A 21242-nucleotide genomic window follows, 5' to 3' on the forward strand; every position below is an offset into this window, starting at 1 on the left:
CGCGATGGTGCCGGGCTTGTCCCAGGGGCGGTTCTCAAGAGCCGATGGGTGCGGCTCTCTTTGAGGGAGCCGCACCCATCGGGCGTTCTGGGTGGCGGCGGAGCGTTGTGTCTGTCAGGTCTGTTGGTAGATCGTGGCGGCAAGGCCACAGGAGGCGTCGAGGAATAGGTAGGTGGTGCCTTCGGCGATGGGGTCGCCTTCTGGGTCCTGTGCTTCCTCCAGCCCGATGTAGTCCATGGCTCGCGCGCAGATGGGGCAGGTGGGGTACTGCGCGTCGTCGATCCATTCGGGGTGCCCGCCGATGGACGGGGCCGTCATGTCCCAGCCGCCGGCGGACATGTCGGCGTTGGTGAGGTGTTGTTCGGCCGCGGTGTCGTCGGCGGTGTGCAGGCAGCGGGCGGCGCGCCAGCAGTACTCCAGGACGTGGATCAGGTCGAGCACGATGTGGATGCTCACGCTGCGGCGTTTGGCCTCGGCTTGGAGCAGTCGGATCTGGCGCGGGTCGCCGTCGACCAGCACCACCCAGGTCCGGGCGTGCGCGCCATCGCGAGCGGTGGCCTGGTCGAACGCGGTGGCGATCACCTGATGGGCAGGCGATCACCGACCCGTAGATCCATTTGCCGGTCGCGTGCGGTCCGGCCCGCGCCGGCCACTGCCCACTCCGTTCGGCCACGCTGATCACATCATGCGGGCGGCGCGGGGACGGGACGGCATTGTGGACCACCGCCAGGGTCGCCATCCGCTTGCAATACGGCTTCTCTCCCGAGGCCAGGCGGGTCCAGAACGTCCCCGACCAACTCCAGCAGCTCCGCTTCGTCGTTGAGGACGCGGCGCGACAGCAGCCGTTTGCCGTCAGCGTCGATCACGACACAATGGTGGTGCTGCTTGCCGATGTCCACCCCGGACCAGATCTGGGCACCGGTCGCCTCCGCCAGCCTGTTCCAGCCGTTCCTGCAGACGACCACGCCGACGGTGTCCTACGCAGCGATCGGTGTCGCATCTCCCAATGGGCGGTCGGGTCGTCACGGGGCTCTGGGCGGCCAAGTAGCTCAAGCCAGGGCGGTGATGCCCTCTGCCCTGGCCACCGCCAGTGCGTGCGCGTAGGCGGTCATGGCGGTCCAGAAGACATGTGTGGCCGTCGGGTACGGCGCACGGTTGCTGCAGACCATCACCGTTCCGGGACCTGGTGGAGGTGTTTGGTGGCGGTTTGGATGCCGAAGTCGGCGCTGGTGAGGGCGGTTGGTGGTGCGGGTTCCAGGCCGGCGTGTCGTTGCCATTCGGCGATCTCGTCGGCCGACCAGGTGCCTGCGCGGCTGGTCAGCCCGAAGTAGAAGTCGGTGAGCGCGCCGAGCTGGGTGATGCCGCCGGACGGGTCGGTGCGGAAGGGCTCCATGACCGCGAATACGCCGCCGGGCCGCAACGCCCGGGCGACGCGTGCGGCAAGTGCGCGGTTGTGTTCGGCGGTGAGATGGTGCGCGAGGCTGATGAGGAGGACGACGTCGTAGGCGTCGTCGCCGAGATCGTCGTGTAGGGCGTCGCCTTCGCGGTGGGTGATGCGGTCGCCCATCTGTTCGGCGGCCAGCAGCGGGGCGGCATGCTTGATCGCTTCGGGGAGATCGAGCACCTCGGCGCGCAGCCCTGGGTGTCGCCGGCACAGCGCCACCGAGTAGTAGCCGTGCGAGCCGCCGATGTCCAGCAGCGTGGAGGCGGCTGCGGGGACGGCGATGAGTTGCGCAGCCTCCTGTGCGGGTGCCGTCGCCAGCGCACGCATTCCGCGCTGGTAGGCAGCCCACTGCTGGTCGTTCATGCGCTCGTGGAATTCCACCGGCTGCCCGGTGCGGACGTATTGGGATGCCTGCGCCATCAGGTCCCACTCGTGGAACTGGAACACCATTTTGTCGGCCAGGGATTGGGGACTCTCGCGCACCAGCCAGGTCCGTGCCTGTGCTGTCAGCTCGTAGGTCTTGTGATCGGTACGGACATATCCGGACCCGGCGAGTGCGAGGAGGAGCTTGCCCGTGGCCTGCGGGTGGGCCTGGCAGCATTCGGCGACCTCGGCGGCGGTGGCGGGCCCGGTCGCGAGCGCGTCGAAGACGCCGAGCTGTGTGGCGACCATCACCACCTGGGCCAGGGTGAAGGCGAACTGGGTTTCGAACAGCGGGGTCGGGACCATCCCTGCCTCAAGGGCCTGGCGCTCTTGGGGACTGTCCGGAATTACTGCGAGTCTCATGATCTCCTCCAGCCCTGGATCGGAGGGGCTGATGGGGGCGAGTCTTGCCGGGATGGTCCGGTTCGTCCTTGGGAACGCGTGCACGGTGATTGGAGATGAGCGCACCCAGGGATGGTCGGCTATGCCGGGGCCCGCCGCGGCGAGGAAGCGTCAGGGTCTGCGTGTGGTGTGCGCAGGCGGCGGTATTCGCCGGGCGGCATGCCGTAGGTGGTGCGGAAAAGCCGGCTGAAGTGGCCGGGATCGCCGAATCCCCAGCGGGCGGAGATGGCGGCGACTGGGCGGCCGGACAGGGCGGGGTCGGTCAGGTCGCGGCGGCAGCGGTCCAGGCGCTGGCTGCGGATCCATTCGGCGACGGTGTGTTCCTCGTCCTCGAAGAGCTTGTGGAGCTGGCGAAGCGAGATGTGGTGGGCGTTCACGATCTTGCGCGGGGTCAGCCCGGGGTCGGCCAGGTGCCGGTGCATGTAGGCGTAGATGCGGTGCAGCAGGGCGCTGCGCTCGACCTCGGGTGGCAGCGCGGCGGACAGGTCGAGGCGTCCGGCGAGGGTGGCGGCGACCAGGTCCAGGAGCGCGGTGCAGATGCGGGTCGCTTGGGCGGGCGGGTAGGTGCCGGCGTCGGTGGTGATGCGCCGCAGCAGTGTTGACACCAGGGCGGCGGGTCCGTGCTGCCCGGACATGCGGACGGCTGTGAGGCGGGCGACCTGGGGCGATGGCAGGGGCAGCAGCGTACGGGGAACGATGAAGGAGGCGACGTGTTTGGGAAGGCGACCCGCGGCCATCGCTGAGGAGGGCCGTGTGAGGTCGGCGATGGCGAAGTCGCCGGGGTGCAGGTCGTCTTGGCGGCCGTCTTGGGTGAGGACGAATTGTTCGCAGGCGAGCGAGAACTTGATCTCGTAGGCGTCCATTTGCCCGCAGAACGTGGGGGTGCGGTGAGCCTCTCCCATGCTGGGAGCCGGGCCGCCGGCGTAGAAGAGGACGACCGCGCTCATCGCTCCGAGTTCTGTGACGGCGCAGCGGGCGCGGAACCAATCGTGTCGACCGTTCGGGAAGCGGAGGTCGATGGCCAGGGCTTCCCGGTGCATGTGCAGCCAGTAGTCGTACCGCTCTGAGTGCTGCACGTCGTCGGTGCTGAACGACGTACCCACGGCCGTAGCCCCCTTTGGTCTCCGCGTGGGAAGCGGTCAGATCTACGACGATAGGCGGCCCGCGCCTGACCGCTCAACCCGTTGCGCGTCGGCCCAGGGTGCTGATGTCGGTGGCCACCTTTTCGCCGCCCCGACCCCAGTTTGACTCAGCTCCCAGGTGGTGTGGCTTACCGGGCGTCAGTGATTCGTTGGCTGTTCTGTGCTGGTGGGAGTGTGTCACTGCCCGTGGGGCTGCGGTGGGGAGGGGACACGCTGTGCGGTGAGCACGGGCTGGAAGAACCCGCTGGTGGCTGGGGTGTGCCAGGTGATGCCGGTAAAGCTGGCGTTGGCCACGAAATCGGTCAGCTGCTGGCGGGTCAGCGCCCAGTAGGTGGTACGGCGAACGCGGACGTCCCAGTCGCTTCCGGCAGGCAGGAGCTGGAAGTGTTCCAGGTCGTAGCGCTCGCCGTCTTCGTGCCAATGCCACAGCTGGAAGGTGATCACCTGGCCATCGGGGGTCTGTGACACCTGGGGAGGTGTCGCCGTGGGGTGGGTCCGGCGGGCCTCGTCGTAGTCCCGGACAGTGATCACCAGGAGTCCGTCGTCCCGGAGTACCCGTCGCATGGAGAGGAGGGCTGCCTCGATGTCTTGGGTGGACAGCAGATGCGGGAGCGCGTTGTCAGCACACAGGACGACGTCGAAGGTGGATGTTCTGAAGGGAAGAGAGCGCATGTCCGCCGCGACGGTGCGAAGGCCAGTGCCGCGGGTTGCGGCTTCGACAGCGGCGCGGGAGGCGGCGGCGGGGCTCAGGTCACTGCCGACGACCTTGTATCCGGCCAGGGCAAGCCCGATCGCCTGGGTGCCGATACCGCAGGAACAGTCCAGAACCATGCGCGGTCCTGCCCCCAGACGCAGACGGATGAGCCCGTCCAGCGCCGTGGCCTGGCGCGCCATGCTCGCATCCCAGTCCGGGAACATTAGGTGGTAGTCGCCGGCCAACTCGTCATAGAAGTCTCTCAGTGGGTGTTGAACAACTTCTGATCTTGGTTTGGGGGGTACGGGGTTGGTGGCGGGTTGGGTGCCGGTGACCCACGGGCGTCGTTGCCCGACGTGTGGTGTCGCTCTGCCGGGGTGGATGCGGCGGGACGCGGTGTTCTGCAGTGATGCCTGCCGTGCGCTGCACCGGTGGTGGCAGGTGCGGACGCGGGCCCAGATAGCGGCGGTCAAGGACGGCGTTGGCCGGTAGGGTGGCGTGTCCGGAGTGCGGTGGTTCGTCGGCAGGATCCGACCATGAGAACGGCTTGCGTCGCTGCGATCAGCGTGGTGGGTTGGCTACTTGTCATTGTCGGCTACTACTTCCCCTGGCGGGGTTACTACGACTACGCCCTCCGTGCCCTCGCCTTCCTCGTCGTCGCCTACGTAGCGGCGATCATCGCGACCGTGGTCTGGGTGGTCCTGCTTTGGCGGCGCCACCATCGCGCCTGGGCCCGGGGAGTGGGCGGCGCGACGATCGCCCTCGTCGTCACCATCACACAGGTCCCCTGGAACGGCGTCTTCGGGCGGAGCTGGTATGCGACCCATCGCACGAAGTTTCAGGCGCTGGCCGACGCCGCCCGCCAGGGTGAACTGCACCCGGATGCCGGCGATTGGGTGCGGGGACGGAACTTCTCAGTCCCGAACTTCGGGCACGGGCTCCAAGACGCGCCCATCCCCGATGCACCCGGGCGCGTCCTCATGGCCCCCATGTCGCCTGAGGAGGTGTCGGAGAACGTCTACGTCTACGTCTACGACCGATCCGACGGCGCCCGAATAGACCCCTGCACGCTCACGACTGCCACCTTCGGCGAGTACTACCGCTGCACCCGGCTGGGCACCGGTTGGTGGTGGCTCCAGCGCCGGTATTGAGTGGTTTCTGAGAACCAGAACGGCGTTTGAAGATCGCTAGGGCGATGCCAGGCGGGGATCGCGAGCGCGGGATTGTGGCGGTTTGAGGGCTGGTGGCCGCCTGCGGCCCGGGGCGATGGTGGATGGGTGTCGGTGACCGATGGGCGCTGTTGTCCGACGTGTGGGGGCCGTCTTCCCGGGTGGATGCGGAAGGACGCGGTGTTCTGCTGTGACGATTGCCGTGCGTTGCATCGGTGGTGGCGGTTGCGGACGCGGGCTCGGATCGCGGCGATCAAGGGTGGTGCGGCGCCGAGGGTGTCGTGTGCGGGGTGCGGTGGGACGTGGCTGGAGGGTGTGGATCACCCGGTGGGGACGATCTACTGCGGGGGCGCTTGCCGGACGGCGGCGTGGAAGCGGCGCAGAGCCGAAAAGGAACAGCGTCACAGAGACGGTGTTCCTTTCGGATCGTTGATCCTTGATCGTGCCAGTATGTCCGGATGGCGATAGGTCGCTAACCAGGACATTGTGACCATGGGTGATGAGGTGAAGACTTCCCGCCAGCAGAGTTTCTCAGGGCTGTTGGAGGGAGGTCGGCGATGAGCGCCATCACGGAGGAGAGAGTCGGGAAGGTCAGCCGGAAGCGGTATGAGGAGTTGGTCGCCGACGGGCTGGAGCAGTTGGCGCTCGCCGGGGCGGCGCAGCTGCGGCTCGGGGACAACGCCTTGGAGATCGCCCCGATGAATCCGCACGGCTGGTGGCGGAGCACCGCAGGGACGGGATCGGTTACACCGTCTACAAGGCGCTCGCGGCGATTCAGGACGAGGCGACGCGGTTCGCCAAGCTCGCGGACCCGCCGCTGCATGAGGGGTCGGGGACCTGCCGGTGGACGCAGGACGCCGCCAAGCGGGCGGTGGGGCAGCGGGCGGGCCGGCCGGAGACGGTGCAGGAGAAGGTCAACCGGGTGCATGACCTGGTCGAGGACGAAGAAGTAGCGGTGCAGGTCGCATCCTCGCTGCTGCGTCGGCCGGACGTGGTCGGGGACGTGGTCGGGGACGAGACCGCGATGCACGTTGTGAACACGGCGCAGGCGAAGCGCTCTCGCGCGGCCGCCAAGAAGCGGGTGGAGGACAGGCCCACCGACACCGAGGCCGAGGCGGAGACGAAGAAGGCGGTGAAGAAGGCGGCCGCGCGGATCGCGCACACCAGCGAGTTCGTGGACCTGGTGGGGGCGTGTGCGTCGTTCACCGCGGCGGCGGGCCGGATCGTGCCGACGCTGGGCGAGCACCACTTCACCGATGAGGAGCGTGCCACGATCCACACGAACCTGGACCGGGTCCGCGGGGCGGCCGGGTGGATTGAGGCGGCGGTCGACACCGGCCGGGTCAGCCTGGATGCCGGGCTGGCGGCGCTGCTGAAGGGCGAGTGAACGGTCATGGCCTTCGCCAAGGGCGGGCAGGGCCGCTCCGGCAAGTTGCCCAAGAACGTGTGCGGGGAACGGGTCCGGATCGCGCTGGTCGAGGCACGTCCCGCCGGGCTGTCGTTGAAGCAGCTGGTCGCCGCGACCGGGCTTTCGCCCTACCAGGTCCGCAAGGGCATCTTGTGGATCAAGGAGACCGCGGCCACCGAGCATCTCACCCCGCTGATCTGGACGCCGCGAGACGGCTACCGCTTTCCCACCGACCCCGCCGACTGGATCGCCTACGAACGGGCCCAGTTCAAGGCCTCCCTGACCCGGGTCGGCAGGCTGCTGTCGGGCACCATCGCCCCGCACGCGCTCAGATACCCCGACGACCGGTGGGCCAAATTCGTCCTGGCCCAGACCACCAGCATGGCCTCCACGCTCGACATGCTCGCCAACGGCACCACACCAGTCGGAAGCCGACCGGCGGCTCCGACAACATAGATCGGACAGCAAGGACACGTGATGCCGCTCTCGGGGCGTTCTCGCCGTTACCCCTCCGACATGACCGTCGCGGAGTGGGCCGTGCTGGAGCGGCTCCTGCCGCCACCGGCCTGCCTGTCGGCGTACGGGTTCCAGTACAGAACCCGGTACAGGTAAATGTGCAGAGGCGATCAGGGTGTCAGCTGCGATCCGAGCGTTGTGATCTTGAAGTCTGCCGGGTGTTGTTGATTATCACGGTCGGCTGCTCGCCCGTTCCGAGGCGTGGCGGTGGTCATGGTCCCGTGGCTGAAGGCTGTGATCGTCGGCGGTCACTGCTCTGTGGCTGTGAGGTAGCGCCGTAGGCTCGCCGGGTCGTCGGGGACGCCCCATGCCCGGAGCATGGTCTCGATCACTGCGTCGTCCCAGGCGTCGGGGGGCAGGTCGGCGAGTGCCCGGACGGCTTGGCGTTGTCGGTCGTCGAGGTCCTCGAAGGGTTCGAGTTCCTCGCCTGCCGAGCGTTCCTCCTCGTCATAGGGGATCCGGATGCCGGCCAGGAACGGAGCGGACGCGTAGATCGAGTAGTCGGCCAGGTCAAGGATGCCGAAGGCGAATGTCAGCGCCGCCCCGACCATCAGCCGCGTCTGCGTCACCGGGCCGGTGCGCAGCCGGTCCAGGGCTCGATCGAACACGGCCGGATCGGCTTCGGCGCGCAGCAGGAATCGCGTGGTCGCCTCGGGCGAGCCCGAGGTGGCGAGAGTACGAAAGGAGTCCTCGGTGTGGCCCAGGTTCGCCCAGACGGAGGAGACGGTGAGCTGTCCGATCACGGTCTCGTCCACCTCTCCCAGGCCCACGAGCGCTGTGGCCGCAACGAGCCGGTGCACGGGACGGTCACCGGACAGGAACGTGCGGATGCGCGGGATCGCCGGCCGGTGCCCGAGCATGCCGAGCGCGGTGATCACGTTGCTGAGCGGGTGCGGGTCGGTCTCGGCCTCCAGGCGCGCACTCAGGGCCGGGATCGAGGCGGCCGCCTCCTCTGGGAACAGGCCCAGCAGGGCGGCGGTCCAGGTACGCAGGCCACTGTCGGGGGACTCCAGCAGCGGCCGCAGCGCCGGTACGCCCGCCAGAACGGCGTCGTAGACGGCCAGCTCGATCTCCACGTTGCGCAGTTCGACCTCCGGATCCCGGTCCTTGCGCAGCCATGTGCGGCGTGTGCGCTGAAAATCGTTCGGCGCCTTCTCCACCCAGGCGTCGAGCCGACGTTCCCAATCCTCGGGCGACATCGCGCGCCGTTCCCGGAGGTCGGTGCGCCAGGCGGCGATGTCGACACCGTGCGGCAGCATTTGGTCTGGGTGGCCGACGGACAGCATCATGAGCAGAAAGACGATCTCCTCGCGGTCGGGCGTGGCCGGATCCGCCGCCAGGGCGACCAGGAAGGGCACCGCCGCGGCGCTCGCCGGATAGCGGGTTCCCTGGTGCCAGATGCAGTTCCACAGGTGATCGTCGCGCGCCTCCTTGCGCTCGTCGGAGGACGGGGATCGCAGCGCCCGCAGCGTCGCGGGGATCCCCTCCGCAGAGCCGTAGGCGTGGTGGAGGCCCGCCCAGTCGATGTCGTCGAGTCCTGCAAGAGGGTCCATCAGCCCGATTGTGTCGGGTATCAGCGCCACGGCACGGTCCCTTTTGGATCTTCGGCCGTCTTGCCACCGGACGAGAAACCGTGATCGGCTCCACTGCTGCCTACCTGTGGTCAAGCTGGAACGAACTCACCAGACTGAGCACCGCGCTCCTGCACGTTTATCCGTACTCGACTCTGCACACAAAGGAGTACGCCGACACTGCCAGACCCCCACCGGCGGCAGGCCGGAGAAGTATCACCGCCGCGACGTGGTCGACGCCATCCGTTACGTGGTCGCCCAGGGCTGCACCTGGCGTGGTCTTCCCTCGGATTTCCGCCCTGGGCCACGATCTACGCCTGCTTTCGCCGTTGGGCCCAAGCCGGGGTGGTCACCGCCATCCGTGACCAGCTCCGCGCCCGGCTCCGCACTCGCGCCGGCTACAGCCCCGGCGCGGTCACGGTCATCCTGGACAGCCAGTCAGTCAAAGCATCTGAGACGGTCAGCAAACGGACCAGAGGGTGGGACCATCCCAAACGGATCAACGGGCGCAAGAGGCACCTGGTGGTCGACTCGGGTGGGCTGCAGGTGATGGTCATGGTCACCCCGGCCCACTACAGCGACCGCGACGTCGCCCGCGAGGTGCTGTTCCGGCTCCGCCTCACCCACCCCGAGATCACCATCGTCTGGGCCGACTCGGCCTACGCCGGAGGCCTGGTCGACTGGGCGCGCACCTTCCTCAACCTCACCCTCAAGACCGTCTCCCGCCCGAAAGACGACCAGGGTTTTGTCCTGCTCCCACGTCGCTGGGTCGTCGAAAGAAGCCTTTCCTGGGTGATGCGCGCCCGCCGCAACATCCGTGACCACGAACGTCTCCCACCAGTCAGCGAAGCCATGCTCGCCTGGTCGTCGATCATCCAGATGAGCAGGCGCTTGACCCGCCCCCGCACCGCCGCCTCCTCCTGGACCACCACTGCCAAGACCGCTGCCTGAACCCAGAACCTCAAAACCAGCAGGTTTACGGATCACCCGGCCTCGGAACCCCGGAAACGAGACACCCCTGGCCGCATCCCCGCGGCCACAAAACCTCGCCCACGGGAGCCTGCTCATGGCCACCCAGAACACCTGCCTGCACTGCCGCAAACCCCTGTCCGAACCCGGCCCGCGCGGCGGACGACCACGCAAGTTCTGCTCCGCCCCATGCCGGTGGGCGTTCCGGCGCGGCCTCGCCAAGCGCTGGCGGCCCGTCACCCGCCTCCACGAACGGCAGACCAGCACCGCCAAACACCGCAGGCACCTACCTACGAGACCAAGCCGAACATCTCGCACAGGCAGCTGGGAAACTCGCCCTGGACACCCGCGAAGAAGACCTCGCGCCCATTTCCCAACAGACGGGCTGGAAACCCGGGCCCCATCGCCGGCTACACCGCCGCCGCCCTTCCCCTGCTCGCCCAGGCCCGCGCCGTCCTGGCCGAGGCAGTCGCCACCGACCGTGCTGCAGGCGCCACCTGGGACGAAATCGCAGCCGTCCTCGAAGTCAGCGCCGACACCGCCTCCCGCCGCTACCGCTCCTGACCCCGCCACCGCAAGTCACCACCCAGGAGCCAAGATCAACGGTTGTTCAACACCCACTCACCGAGAACCCAGACACATGACCCTCCGGAGTGCGCAACCAGGGGCCGGGACGTTCAGGCGGCACTTGTCCTGGCCCGGCCGCCCCATCGACACCGACCGCATGCCGCCGCCCGAGGTCAGGTCCCATCCCTGGAAATGCCGGTCGGCCGGGTCGTTACCCGCCCCGGCCGACCTCACGGAAAATTGAGGCTGGCTAGCAATTACGCAGCCTGCCCAGGTGACTCCTGTGCACCCATCCTCCCGGGTTGAAGTCTCGCAGGTGCAACCACCTCTTGTGATAACTGTCGAAGGCGTACCACTTTCCTTTCAACAGGCGGCCTTGGACCTTGCTGGTTGTGTTTGGCCGGTAGCGATAAGGTGCACTTCCCTTGGTCCTGGCCACAACGCACCATTGCTGCTGCGCTGACGACGCCCTCGCGGTTGTGGCGAGGTCCTGCTTTGCGGTGAGTGCACTGGTGGCGGGGGGCGTGTGTGCCGTTGTGGCGTCCGTAGCGGACGCCGGGCTGAGAGCGGTCGCCGAGGATTGCCCGGCCGCGAACACCGTCAGCGCCCCGCCCATACTCGCGATGACCGCCAACTTCGTTCCGAGGTCATTCATGTGAACCTCCTGTCGACGTATGCCTCCAGGACTTCTGAGGCTTTCCCCATCGTTCTGACTGGAACGGGACGGAGTCATTGGCGTCGAAGGCACGGCGATTGACCGTCCGTGCAGGACGGCGGCCGGCCTGGCTGGATCCGTAGTCGGTGTCTTCCAGGCCCGGGGACTCGGATTCCCTAACGGCTGGGCATGTCCCAGCGGGCTAGGTCGCGTAGCCAGGCTTGGGCTGTGCTGTCGGATGGGGCGCGCCAGTCGCCGCGCGGTGAGAGGGAGCCGCCGGCCGAAACCTTCGGGCCGTTCGGCATGGCTGAACGCTTGAACTGCGCGAACGCGAAGAAGCGGCGGCAGAAGACCTCCAGCCAGTGCCAGATCTCCGGCAGGTCGTAGGCCGCCCGCTCGGGCTCGGGGAAGTTGGCTGGCCAGGCGCCTGCGTCCCGGTCGTGCCAGGCGTGCCAGGCCAGGAAGGCGATCTTCGACGGCCGGAAGCCGTGGCGCAGTACGTGGAAGAGGGTGAAGTCGTGCAGCGCGTACGGGCCGATCATGGACTCGGTCGACTGCATCTCCTCGCCGGGCACGAGCTCCGGGCTGATCTCCGTGTCGAGGATCGCGGCCAGCGTCCGGTTGGCTTCCTCGTCGAACTGCCCGCTGCTGATGACCCACCGGATCAGGTGCTGGACGAGCGTCTTCGGCACGCCGGAGTTCACGTTGTAGTGGCTCATCTGGTCGCCGACGCCGTACGTGCACCAGCCGAGCGCCAGCTCGGACAGGTCACCGGTGCCGAGCACGATGCCCCCGTGCTGGTTGGCCAGCCGGAACAGGTAGTCGGTGCGCAGCCCGGCCTGCACGTTCTCGAACGTGATGTCGTACGCCGCCTCGCCGGAGGAGAACGGGTGATCGAGCTCCTTGAGCATGAGCTGTGCGGTCGGGGTGATGTCGAGTTCGGCCGCAGTGACGTTTAGGGCGCGCATCAGCCTGTGGGCGTTGGCCTTGGTGTGCTCGCTGGTCGCGAAGCCGGGCAGCGTGAAGCCCAGGATGTCGCTGCGCGGGCGTCCGGCGCGGTCCATCGCCCGAGCGGCGACGATCAGTGCGTGCGTGGAGTCGAGGCCGCCGGACACCCCGATGACGACCTTCGGGCCGCCGATCGCCGCCAGCCGCTGATGGAGGCCGGCGACCTGGATGTTGTACGCCTCGTAGCAGTCCAGGGCGAGGCGTTCGGGGTCGGCTGGTACGAACGGGAACCGCTCGACCCGGCGACGCAGCCCGAGGTCTGCGGCTGGCGGGTCGAGGACGAAGTCCACCTGGCGGAAGGCTCCGGTGCGCGCGGCGTGGGTGCGGCGGTTGTCGTCGAACGTACCGATCCGCCGCCGTTCTTGCCGGAGCAGGTCGAGGTCCACGTCCGCCACCGCGCATTGGTCGTCGAGCGGAAATCGATCGGTCTCGGCCAGCAGCGCGCCGTTCTCATAAATCATGGTCTGGCCGTCCCAGGACAAGTCGGTGGTCGACTCGCCCTGCCCGGCCGCGGCATAGATGTAGGCGGCGAGGCAGCGCGCGGACGCCGAGCGGCACAGCAGCCGCCGGTCCTCAGCCCGGCCGACCGTGATCGGGCTGCCCGAGAGGTTGGCGAGGACGGTCGCGCCGGCCAGCGCGGCCTCGGCGCTCGGCGGCACCGGCATCCACATGTCCTCGCAGATCTCCACGTGCAGCACCAGTCCGGGGACGTCCTGCGCGGCGAAGAGCAGGTCGACGCCGAACGGCACGGTTGCGTCGCCGATGCGGATCGTTCCGCCGCGCTCGTCGTCGCCCGAGGCGATCTGCCTCCGCTCGTAGAGCTCCCGGTAGTACGGAATGTAGGACTTGGGCGTGATGCCGAGGATCTTGCCGCGATGCACGATCACCGCGCAGTTGTAGATCCGGTGGCGATGGCGCAGCGGGGCGCCGACGACGAGCACCGTCATCAGCTCCGCCGACCCGGCCACCACGGTCTCGACCGCCTCCTCGACCTCGTCGAGCAGCGCGTCCTGCAGGAGGAGGTCCTCAATCGAATAGCCGGTCAGGCACATTTCCGGGAAGACCGCGACGGCGACGCCCTCCTGCGCACATCGGCGCCCTTGCCGCAGCACGGCCTCCGCGTTGGCGGGCGGGTCGGCGATCGCGGCATGACCGGTGCACGCGGCGACCCGCGCGAAGCCGTGTTGATAGATCGACCAGAAGTTCACAGGGTCTCCGGGGCGTGCGGCGTGTGGCGCTCGCTGGTTATGCGAGTCCTTCCCATCCAGATCAGAAGCCGAATCTGTTACGGCCTCTGGGAAAGATTGCAGATGAGACATGGAGGACGCCACTCGGCCCTACGCCGCGCTGGGCCAGGCCGTGGGCCTGTGATCATGCCGCGTCCGCCTCTACGAGGTGATCCGCAACCCGTCGAGGTGGACGGTGAAGGCCTGCACTATCACGGCAGCGTGATCGTGCAGGCCTTTCACAAGTGGGTTCAGTGGGCCTGGCGGGCCTTCCTGAGGAGGAATCAGTGGGACTGGCGGGCCTTTCTGGGGAGGAGGAAGCCGACCAGGAAGGCCAAGGCGAAGAGCCCGAGGCTGATCAGGGTGACCTGTTCGGCGGCGGCCAGGGCGCCCTGCTTGAGGGCGGTGAGATCACGGGCCGGGTCGGTGAAGCGGTCGAAGAAGACGGTTCCGAGGGCGGCGACGCCGAGGGCCGCGCCGAGCTGCTGGAACGACTCCAGCGCGCCGGCGGCGGTGCCGACCTCGTGATCCTGGATCTCGCCCATGATGATGTCGTACATCGGGACGAAGATCATTCCCATGCCGATGCCGCAGATGAGCAGGGGGACCAGCAGATTCCAGCTGCCGAGGCCGATGCCGGAGGTGTCGAACACCAGCAGGAGCCCGACCGTGCCGACCGCCATGATCGTGAGGCCGATGTGCAGGCTCTTACGGCCGAGCTGGGGCGCCATGGCCCCCACCGCGGAACCGGCGAACGCGCCGATCGCCCAGGGCGCCATGGCCAGGCTGGCACCGATCGGGCTGTAGTGCAGGCCCAGTTGGAGCATCAGGCCGACAGCCAGCGAGAAGCCCATGAGCGCGCCGAGGAAGACGATGACGAACAGGACCCCCGAGGTGTACGAGCGGCGGGCGAACACGCTGAGCTCGATCAGTGGAGCCGCGCCCGCGGCCTTGCGGTGCACCTGCTGCCATGCGAAGACGACGAACACCACGACCGAGGCGGCGAGCATCAGGAAGGTCCAGGCCGGCCAGCCGTGCTCACGGCCCTGGATGAGCGGGTAGACCAGCAGTGCCATGGCCAGCCCGGCCAGGCCTGTACCGACCAGGTCGAGCCCGCCCGTACGGTCGCCCCCGGCTCGCGGCAGCGACCTGCGGCCCGCGACCAGCGTGAACGCGCCGAGCACCAGGTTGATCAGGAAGATCATGCGCCAGCCGGAGCCGAAGAGGTCCGCCTTGATCAGCAGACCGGCCATGACCGGGCCGAGGATGGAGGCCAGGCCGATGGAAGGGCCGAACACACCCCAGGCCTTCGCCTGCTCCTCGCCGGGGAAAAGGTCACGGATCAGGCCGAAGCACTGCGGCACCATGAGCGCGGCGAACAGCGCTTGCAGCACCCGGCCTGTGACCAGCGACCCGGGCGACCAGGCGATGCCGCACAGCACCGATGCGGCGAGAAAGCCGGCCAGGCCGTACATCAGCATGCGGTAACGGCCGTACATGTCACCGAGGCGGCCGCCGGTCAGGAGGCCCATCGCCAGGACCAGGGTGTAGCTCGCGGCGATCCACTGCAGGGTCGCGTACGAGCCGCCCAGGTCGGTACGGATCACGGGCAGCGCCACGTTGACGATGCTCGCGTCGAGCAGGTTCATGAGCGTCGCGGTGAGGATCGCGAACAGGCCAAGCCAGCGCCGGGGCACGGTCGGCGCGTCAACGACGGCCTTCTCGTCGGCTGTGGCCTTCTCGTTGGCTAGAGCGGTCAAGGCGCCCTCCTGGATCAATTGACGATGACAGGAGTTTCCAGGCGTGCGCCGCCGCGTGGCAGATGCCGATGTCCTCAGCCTTCGGTGACGAACATCAGTGATGAACGTCATCACCGAAAGGGGACGAATGCATCTGGTGTGGCCGTTCTGCGGCGCGGACACTGATTGTTTCGCCGCAGAAGGGCTAGTCCAGCACATTCATGGTCAATACAGTGGTGCTCCGGCAATCCGGCCGTCTCTCCTTTCTTTCCGGTCTTCGGTCGGGGGTCGCGCGCGTGGTCGAAGAGCACCGGCAGTCCAGCCGGTTCATCCAGGTCGCGACCGCTGGCGCGGTCGCCTACAGCGTGTTACTCCCCTTACTCAACCTGCATCGGGTCGCGACGCACCCTTCCTTCCCCGGTCACACCGAGGAGGCCGCTGTCGTCACCGCCTGCTATCTGCCCCTTCAGGTGTGGATCGTCCGGTCGAAGGCGCGCGGTGACCGTACGCCCAAGCAGGCCTGGGGACTCCTCGCGGTCGCAGCCCTCGTCTTCGGCGCGATGCCGTTCATCGGGGTCGGCTGGTTAGGCGCACTCTGCCCGCTCGCCGGTCTGATCCTGATCGTGATCCGGGCGCCGTGGTCGTTCCTCACGTACGCGGCGCTGGCAGCGGTGCCGGCCCCTGCCGCGATCTACGCCTTCGACCAGCCGGAATGGGCGGTCTACTTCACCCTGGCCGTACTGGTCTACGGCACGTCGCTGTCGGTCCCGATCTTCCTGATCGGCGCGGTCCGGCAGCTGGAGAATGCCCGCCGATCCCTCGCCGACGAGGCCGTGGTGCGGGAACGCCTGCGCATCGACGGGCAGCTGAGGCAGTCGGTCGGCCCGGCGCTGGAGGGCCTGGTGGCCAAGGGTCAACGGCGCGAACTCGCCACACTGGTCGAGGACTCGCGGCGCACGCTGGCCGAGGTACGCCGGATGGTCACCCGATATCAGGAGGTCACGCTGCGGGCCGAGCTGGAGACGGCGGCGACCCTGTTATCGGCGGCGGGCATCGAGACGAACCTCGTTCTGCCGGAAGGCCTCGACGGTGAGGTGCCGGACGCCCTCCGGGCCGAGCTGCGCTGCGGCCTGTCGCAGTTGCTGGAGAACCAGAACGCCCGGCACTGCGTGATCAAGGTGATCGACCGGGACGGGACGCTGACCGCCGAGGTGACCAGCGGATGAGCCAAGGTGACCAGCGGATGAGCCAAGGTGACCAGCGGATGAGCCAGAGCCGCTCCTGGAACATGCGCAGGGCCCGTTGGGTACTGGTCGCTGCCCACGTCCCCATTGTCGCGATCTCTCCGGTCTTCATCGTCTTCGGCACTCCTGGCCTGCCCACGCCCAGCGTGTCGGTCCCCATGGCCGTGCTGGCGTTCCTCGCGCTCGGTGCGCTGCAGCTGCATCACAGCCTCGCGGTCGCCCGCGGCGTACGACCGCCCTACGGTGTGCTGACCCTGCTGGCGCTGGCCGTTCTGGTGTACGGGCCGATGCCCGTGTACACGTGGAACTGGGTGCCCACCCAGGTGCTGCTGATCGCGTCGGCGCCGATGGTGCTGCCCAAGTGGCCTGCCATCGGAGCGATCGTCGCACCGCTAGCGGGGACCGCCGCGACCGCTGGGATCCTCAAGGCGGCTTGGCCGGTCGGTTCCGCCTTCACGCTGATCAACGGGTTCGTCTACTGGCCGATCGTGCTGGCGTTGATGGCGGCCAGCCTGTACGGCTCGGCACGGCTGGTCCAGGTCGTCCAGGAACTCCACAACGCGCGGACCGAGCTGGCCGAACTGGCGATCGGCCGGGAACGGCTGCGGGTCTCCCGTGACCTGCACGACCTGCTCGGCCAGAGCCTCTCCGCCATCTCCCTCAAGGGCGACCTGGCCCTGAAGCTGCTGGACCGGGATCCACCGGCCGCCGAGGCGGAGATGAAGAGCATCGTCGCGGTGGCGCAGGAGGCCCTGCGGGACGTTCGGACGGTCACCCGGGAGGAGCACGCCGTTTCGCTGCGCACCGAGACCGAGGGCGCGGCCGCCCTGCTGCGCGCCGCGAGCATCGACGCGCAGATCCAGCACGAACTGGGGGAACTCCCCCCGAAGGCCGAGGCGGTGCTGGCCTGGGCACTCCGCGAGGGGGTCACCAACGTGCTGCGGCACAGCGAGGCGAGCACCTGCGAGATAGCGATCAGGCGGCGAGACGGAGCGGTACGACTGGAGATCACCAACGACGGGGTCCGGGCCGCGTCGGCGCCGGGCAGCGGGCTGACCGGGCTGAGGGAACGGGCACGGGCCGTGGCCGGGACGGTCTCCGCCTCGGTGACCCCGGGGGGCGGGTTCCGGCTGTGCGTCGAGGTTCCGGAGGAGAGCGAATGATCAAGGTGCTGATCGCCGAGGACAAGCACATGATCCGCGGGGCGCTGGTGGCGCTGCTGACGTTGGAGGAGGACATGGAGGTCGTCGCGGAGTTGGACCGCGGAGACCTGGTGCTGGAGGCGGCGCTCCGGACCCGGCCGGACGTGGCGGTCCTCGACATCGACATGCCGGGACTGGACGGGCTCAGCGCCGCCGGGCAGCTGAGCGAGCAGTTGCCCGGCTGCCGCACGCTGGTGCTCACCGGGCTGAGCCAGCCGGGCAACCTGCTGCGCGCCCTCAAGGTGCACGTGCGGGGATTCATCGTCAAGGACGCGCCCGCCGAGACGCTGGCGGAGGGCGTGCGCCGGGTGGCGGCGGGCGAACGGGTCATCGATCCCGAGCTGGTGGCCGCCGCGCTCGAAACAGGGACGAGCCCTTTGACCGGCCGTGAGGCCGACGTGCTGCGAGCGGCCGAGAACGGGATCCCCACCGACGAGATCGCCACGCAACTCTGCCTCTCACCCGCGACCGTGCGCAACTACCTGTCCAACGCGATCAGCAAGGTCGGTGGCCGGAACCGGATCGACGCGATCCGCATCGCCCGCCACGCCGGCTGGCTCTAGCGCCGGTTGGGAGGAAAGCGCGGCGCGGGCAGCCTCCGGCACCGCGCTCGGCCCGGCGGTCATCGCGATGGAGGACCCAGGCGTCGCGTTCCACGGGGAGGTTGCCCGCCACAACGGTGCGCGGACTGTCCCGCTGCCGGTGGACGATCTCGGCGCGCGAACCGACCTCCTGGGTGGACCGGACTTCCCCCAAGGTGGGCGCCGTGGAGGTGACCCCAGTGCCCCACCGGCCCGCGGTCGCGTGCGACCAGCGCGCTGGCGGGTCAGCGCATCCGGCGGTAGCGGCCGGGAGCGACCGCGAACGCGCGCTTGAAGGCGTTGGCGAAGGCGTACTCCGAGCCATAGCCGACCCGCTCGGCCACCGCGCCGAGTGGCGCGTCGGACTCGCGCAGCAGCCGCGCCGCCGTGGTCAGCCGCCACCAGGTCAGATAGGTCAGCGGCGGCCGTCCGACGAGCGCGTTGAACCGGCGGGCGAACGCCGCCCGCGACAGCCCCGCCCGGTCCGCCAGCTCTGCGACCGTCCAGGGCCGCGCTGGATCGCCGTGGACAGCGTCGAGCGCGGCGCTCACCGCGGGGTCGGCCAGCGCCGCGGCCCACCCGCCGGTCCCGCCGCAGGCGGGCTGCTCCTCCAGCCAGGTGCGCAGGATGTAGACCAGCAGCGTGTCCAGCAGTGACGGCACGACCGCGCTGGCGCCCGGGCCGAGTTCCTGCAGTTCCGCGCCGAGCAGGTCGACAACAGCGCGCAGGCAGGATTGGCGGCCGACCTGGGCTGGGAGGTGCACGATGCCGGGCAGGTCGTCCAGCAGCGGATGCCCACGGTCGGCGCCGAGCTTGTAGGCGCCGCACAGCACCACAGTGCTCGGCGGCCCGGTCGCGGCCGGGCCGTCCGCATCCACCCCCGGGAACGGAAGATCGGCGAGCGGCGTGGTGGGGGCGTCCGCCAGGCCGTACTCGCCTCCGTGCGGGAAGAACAGCACGTCGCCGGCGCCCAGCGCGATCGGGTCGGCCTCGGGGCGGAGCAACCAGTACGACCCGGCCAGCACGACCTCGAACCCGGCCGTGCCGGGCGCGTGGCGGAACCGCTGGCCCCACGGCGCGCGCCTCTCCACTCGCGCCGACCGGGGCGCGCCGGTGCGCATCACGGCGATCACGTCGCTCAGCACGTCCACGCGGCAAGGCTAGCTGGGAAGACGACTACATATGAAATCGAGATTCTGTGGCATTGGTCGTCTTGCTGACGGGCCCTACGGTCACAAGCACACCGTGTGAAGGAGAGCAGAATGATCGTGATCACGCAGCGTTTCAGCTTCAAGGCGGACACCACGCCGGCACGGAAGGAGGCCGCCCTCGCCGCGATGCGGCGAACCTCGGCCGTGGAGTCGACGTCCTTCTCGTTCGTCGGACCCGAACTGGGCGACGCCGACGACGGCCTCACCCATGGATACTGCGTGGCGATCCCGGACCTCGCCGCGCTGGAACGCTACATCCACGACCCGGTCCACATGGCGGGCGACCCCGAGATCCTGCCGTACCTGGCCCGCCTCACCCACGTCCGGTTCTCGGACGACTCCGACCCGGACCTGAACGAGAAGATCATCGTCATGCACCAGAAGAAGCTCGCGATGTACCCGGAGTGGGAGCGCCTCCTCAACGCGATCCCGAGCGGTGCCTCCGAGCCGCACCGGGCCTGAACGCGCGGCGCGACGCCGACGGTGCTCCAGGCGGGAATCTGACCCGGACACCCTGGTCGACGTCCTGAGCCGCTGGTGACGTGCTGCGGGAGTCCCTGCACCTGGGGTCGGCGTGGCCCGGTCAGGTGGCGAAGACCTGGGATTCGTCGGCGAACGCTTTGAACGAGGGCATGGGTGCACGTCCTTCCTGAGCGCGGTAGGTCTCCGGTTCCGGGACCTACCAGTGCCGTTGTGGTCGCTGCCCCCTCACCGGCCCGGGTGGGATCAGGTGTGAGGATCTACTTGGTCTGCGATGCAGGCGAGGTATAGGGCGAGGGCGGCAGGATGGTCGCGCACGGGGTGGCCCGAGAGTTGGGCGATCCGGTCCAGCCGGTAGATCAGTGTGTTGCGGTGGATGTTGAGGGTGGCCGCCGTCCGTACCAGGCTGAAGCCGCTCTCACACCAGACCATGATCGTGCGGCGGAGCATCGGCCAGTCGGAGCGGGCGCGCAGGGCGGGGATCAGTGAGGCGGTGAAGCGGGCCCTGGTGCGCGGGGCGACCGCGGCGATCAGCCGGTGGACCCGCAGGTCCTCGATGACGTGGACGCTGATGCCGGGCCGGGCGCGGGGCCCGAGGCGGAGGGCCGACGCGGCGTCCTCGTAAGAGTCGCGCAGCGCGGCCACCGAGGACGCGGCCGTGCCGATCCCGATCCGTGCCGGCAACGCCAGCCTCCGCTGGAGGCCTTCGACGATCGACTCGCACAAGGGCACCAGGCCCCGGACGGGCCGGTCGTGGGTCTGGTGCAGCACGGCGAACCGGCCCGCAGCCATCCCCGCGACCAGGTCCTGAGAGTCGGCGAACGCCTCCCGGATCACCCGGGGCGGAAGCGCCCGCACCATGTCCGCGTCGGCCCGCTGCGCCCGGGCGTCCACGCCTGGGGTCCTCATCCCCGCATCCGAGGTCGTTCCCGCGCCCGGGGTCGTTCCCGCGCCCGGGGTCGTTCCCGCATCCGGGGCGGACGGGTCGACATGGGAGACGGACGGGCCGGTGCCGCCGATGTCGACGATGACGGCCACGCGGGGCGCGCGCAGGTCGTAGCCGAGATCTGCCGAGCGCGCCACCAGGTCGTCCGGGGCCACCACTTCTGGGTCGAAGTGGGCGATCTCGCGGAGCAGGTCTTCGGCCGCGCGTTCACGCAGCAGCCGGGATCGCAGGAGGATTGACTCCTGGAGCAGGATCTCGGTCTGCCGCTTGACGACCCGGCCGAAGCGTCCGACCTGGGCGGGCGATCCGGTGATCCCGACGGTGCCGACCGCGTCGCCGTCGATGACGATGGGCAGGGTGATCCCGGGCCGTACGCCCCGCAGCCGGCGGGCCTCCCCGGCGGAGTGCGCCGCCGCCTCCTGGGTGAGCATGACCTGAACCGACGCCTCGTGGAACGAGCCGATGCGGCTGGTGTCGCCGCTGCCGATGACGATGTCGTCACGGTCGGTGATCAGGACGTTGTAGCCGGGAGGAATCGCTTCCCTGGTTTCTGGGCGTGGTAGCCGCCGTTGCCGGGTGTGTGGTGGCCTATGGGTCATGGGGGCTTGCTGCGTGATCAGGTTTGCGTTGTGTGATTTTGTCGGT

The 21242-nt window shown here is 68.9% G+C and carries 18 protein-coding genes and 2 pseudogenes; 10 read left to right on the forward strand and 10 right to left on the reverse strand.

Annotation, left to right across the window (positions count from 1 at the left end; all coding sequences use genetic code 11):
• Nucleotides 1–114 precede the first annotated feature (114 nt).
• From ACH34W_RS41335 to ACH34W_RS41355, 5 genes and pseudogenes are all read right to left on the reverse strand, one after another.
• Nucleotides 115–582, reverse strand: a complete 468-nt coding sequence (locus ACH34W_RS41335; RefSeq protein WP_395966659.1) for a hypothetical protein — start codon at nt 580–582, stop codon at nt 115–117.
• Between the two features lie 200 nt (nt 583–782).
• Nucleotides 783–911 (reverse strand): annotated as a pseudogene (locus ACH34W_RS41340) (transposase); the annotation flags it as partial.
• Between the two features lie 257 nt (nt 912–1168).
• Nucleotides 1169–2230, reverse strand: coding sequence for a methyltransferase (locus ACH34W_RS41345; RefSeq protein WP_395966660.1), 1062 nt, complete (start codon nt 2228–2230; stop codon nt 1169–1171).
• A gap of 119 nt (nt 2231–2349) precedes the next feature.
• Nucleotides 2350–3372: a helix-turn-helix domain-containing protein gene (locus ACH34W_RS41350; RefSeq protein WP_395966661.1), complete on the reverse strand. Its 1023-nt coding sequence runs from the start codon at nt 3370–3372 to the stop codon at nt 2350–2352.
• Nucleotides 3373–3588: 216 nt separating this feature from the next.
• Complete coding sequence (locus ACH34W_RS41355; protein WP_395966740.1) at nt 3589–4329, reverse strand: class I SAM-dependent methyltransferase; 741 nt, start codon at nt 4327–4329, stop codon at nt 3589–3591.
• 312 nt (nt 4330–4641) lie between these two features.
• Between ACH34W_RS41355 and ACH34W_RS41360 the strand changes: the two genes are divergently transcribed.
• The 3 genes from ACH34W_RS41360 to ACH34W_RS41370 all read left to right on the forward strand — a co-directional run bounded on the left by ACH34W_RS41360 (nt 4642) and on the right by ACH34W_RS41370 (nt 7138).
• On the forward strand, nt 4642–5256 hold the full coding sequence (locus ACH34W_RS41360) for a hypothetical protein (protein WP_395966662.1): 615 nt from the start codon (nt 4642–4644) through the stop codon (nt 5254–5256).
• Between the two features lie 733 nt (nt 5257–5989).
• Complete coding sequence (locus tag ACH34W_RS41365) at nt 5990–6661, forward strand: DUF6192 family protein (RefSeq protein ID WP_395966663.1); 672 nt, start codon at nt 5990–5992, stop codon at nt 6659–6661.
• A gap of 6 nt (nt 6662–6667) precedes the next feature.
• Nucleotides 6668–7138 (forward strand): hypothetical protein, encoded by a 471-nt coding sequence (locus ACH34W_RS41370; protein WP_395966664.1) that lies wholly within the window; start codon nt 6668–6670, stop codon nt 7136–7138.
• Nucleotides 7139–7446: 308 nt separating this feature from the next.
• On the opposite strand, the gene ACH34W_RS41375 is transcribed toward ACH34W_RS41370, so the two are convergent.
• On the reverse strand, nt 7447–8751 hold the full coding sequence (locus ACH34W_RS41375) for a HEAT repeat domain-containing protein (protein ID WP_395966665.1): 1305 nt from the start codon (nt 8749–8751) through the stop codon (nt 7447–7449).
• Here ACH34W_RS41375 and ACH34W_RS41380 point away from each other — a divergent pair.
• The 3 genes and pseudogenes from ACH34W_RS41380 to ACH34W_RS41390 form a co-directional block, all read left to right on the forward strand.
• A pseudogene (locus ACH34W_RS41380) lies at nt 8723–9061 on the forward strand (transposase); the annotation flags it as partial. The gene ACH34W_RS41375 and the pseudogene ACH34W_RS41380 overlap by 29 nt on opposite strands.
• A gap of 53 nt (nt 9062–9114) precedes the next feature.
• Complete coding sequence (locus tag ACH34W_RS41385) at nt 9115–9720, forward strand: transposase (protein WP_395966666.1); 606 nt, start codon at nt 9115–9117, stop codon at nt 9718–9720.
• 207 nt (nt 9721–9927) lie between these two features.
• A complete protein-coding gene (locus ACH34W_RS41390) occupies nt 9928–10302 on the forward strand; it encodes a hypothetical protein (protein WP_395966667.1) in 375 nt (124 codons plus the stop codon).
• Nucleotides 10303–11136: 834 nt separating this feature from the next.
• Here the strand turns inward: ACH34W_RS41390 and ACH34W_RS41395 are convergent.
• Together ACH34W_RS41395 and ACH34W_RS41400 are read right to left on the reverse strand one after the other, a co-directional pair.
• Nucleotides 11137–13176, reverse strand: a complete 2040-nt coding sequence (locus ACH34W_RS41395; RefSeq protein ID WP_395966668.1) for an NAD(+) synthase — start codon at nt 13174–13176, stop codon at nt 11137–11139.
• A gap of 302 nt (nt 13177–13478) precedes the next feature.
• Nucleotides 13479–14954 (reverse strand): MFS transporter, encoded by a 1476-nt coding sequence (locus ACH34W_RS41400; protein ID WP_395966669.1) that lies wholly within the window; start codon nt 14952–14954, stop codon nt 13479–13481.
• Nucleotides 14955–15229: 275 nt separating this feature from the next.
• Here ACH34W_RS41400 and ACH34W_RS41405 point away from each other — a divergent pair, with 275 nt between their 5' ends.
• The 3 genes from ACH34W_RS41405 to ACH34W_RS41415 are packed head-to-tail and all read left to right on the forward strand — an operon-like array spanning nt 15230 to nt 17942.
• On the forward strand, nt 15230–16159 hold the full coding sequence (locus ACH34W_RS41405) for a hypothetical protein (protein WP_395966670.1): 930 nt from the start codon (nt 15230–15232) through the stop codon (nt 16157–16159).
• A 17-nt stretch (nt 16160–16176) separates the two neighbouring features.
• A complete protein-coding gene (locus ACH34W_RS41410; RefSeq protein WP_395966671.1) occupies nt 16177–17340 on the forward strand; it encodes a sensor histidine kinase in 1164 nt (387 codons plus the stop codon).
• On the forward strand, nt 17337–17942 hold the full coding sequence (locus ACH34W_RS41415) for a DNA-binding response regulator (RefSeq protein ID WP_395966672.1): 606 nt from the start codon (nt 17337–17339) through the stop codon (nt 17940–17942). Before ACH34W_RS41410 ends, ACH34W_RS41415 begins: the two co-directional genes overlap by 4 nt.
• A 263-nt stretch (nt 17943–18205) precedes the next feature.
• Here ACH34W_RS41415 and ACH34W_RS41420 read toward each other — a convergent pair whose 3' ends face one another.
• Entirely contained in the window at nt 18206–19111 is a 906-nt protein-coding gene (locus ACH34W_RS41420; RefSeq protein ID WP_395966673.1) for an AraC family transcriptional regulator, read from the reverse strand.
• Nucleotides 19112–19222: 111 nt separating this feature from the next.
• Here ACH34W_RS41420 and ACH34W_RS41425 point away from each other — a divergent pair, with 111 nt between their 5' ends.
• Entirely contained in the window at nt 19223–19633 is a 411-nt protein-coding gene (locus ACH34W_RS41425; RefSeq protein WP_395966674.1) for a Dabb family protein, read from the forward strand.
• A 264-nt stretch (nt 19634–19897) separates the two neighbouring features.
• Here the strand turns inward: ACH34W_RS41425 and ACH34W_RS41430 are convergent, their stop codons facing one another.
• The gene (locus tag ACH34W_RS41430) at nt 19898–21196 is read right to left on the reverse strand and encodes a CdaR family transcriptional regulator (RefSeq protein ID WP_395966675.1); all 1299 of its coding nucleotides are present in this window, start codon (nt 21194–21196) and stop codon (nt 19898–19900) included.
• Between the last annotated feature and the right edge of the window lie 46 nt (nt 21197–21242).

This window comes from Actinomadura sp. 6N118 (genome assembly GCF_044326415.1).
Taxonomy (GTDB): Bacteria; Actinomycetota; Actinomycetes; order Streptosporangiales; family Streptosporangiaceae; genus Spirillospora.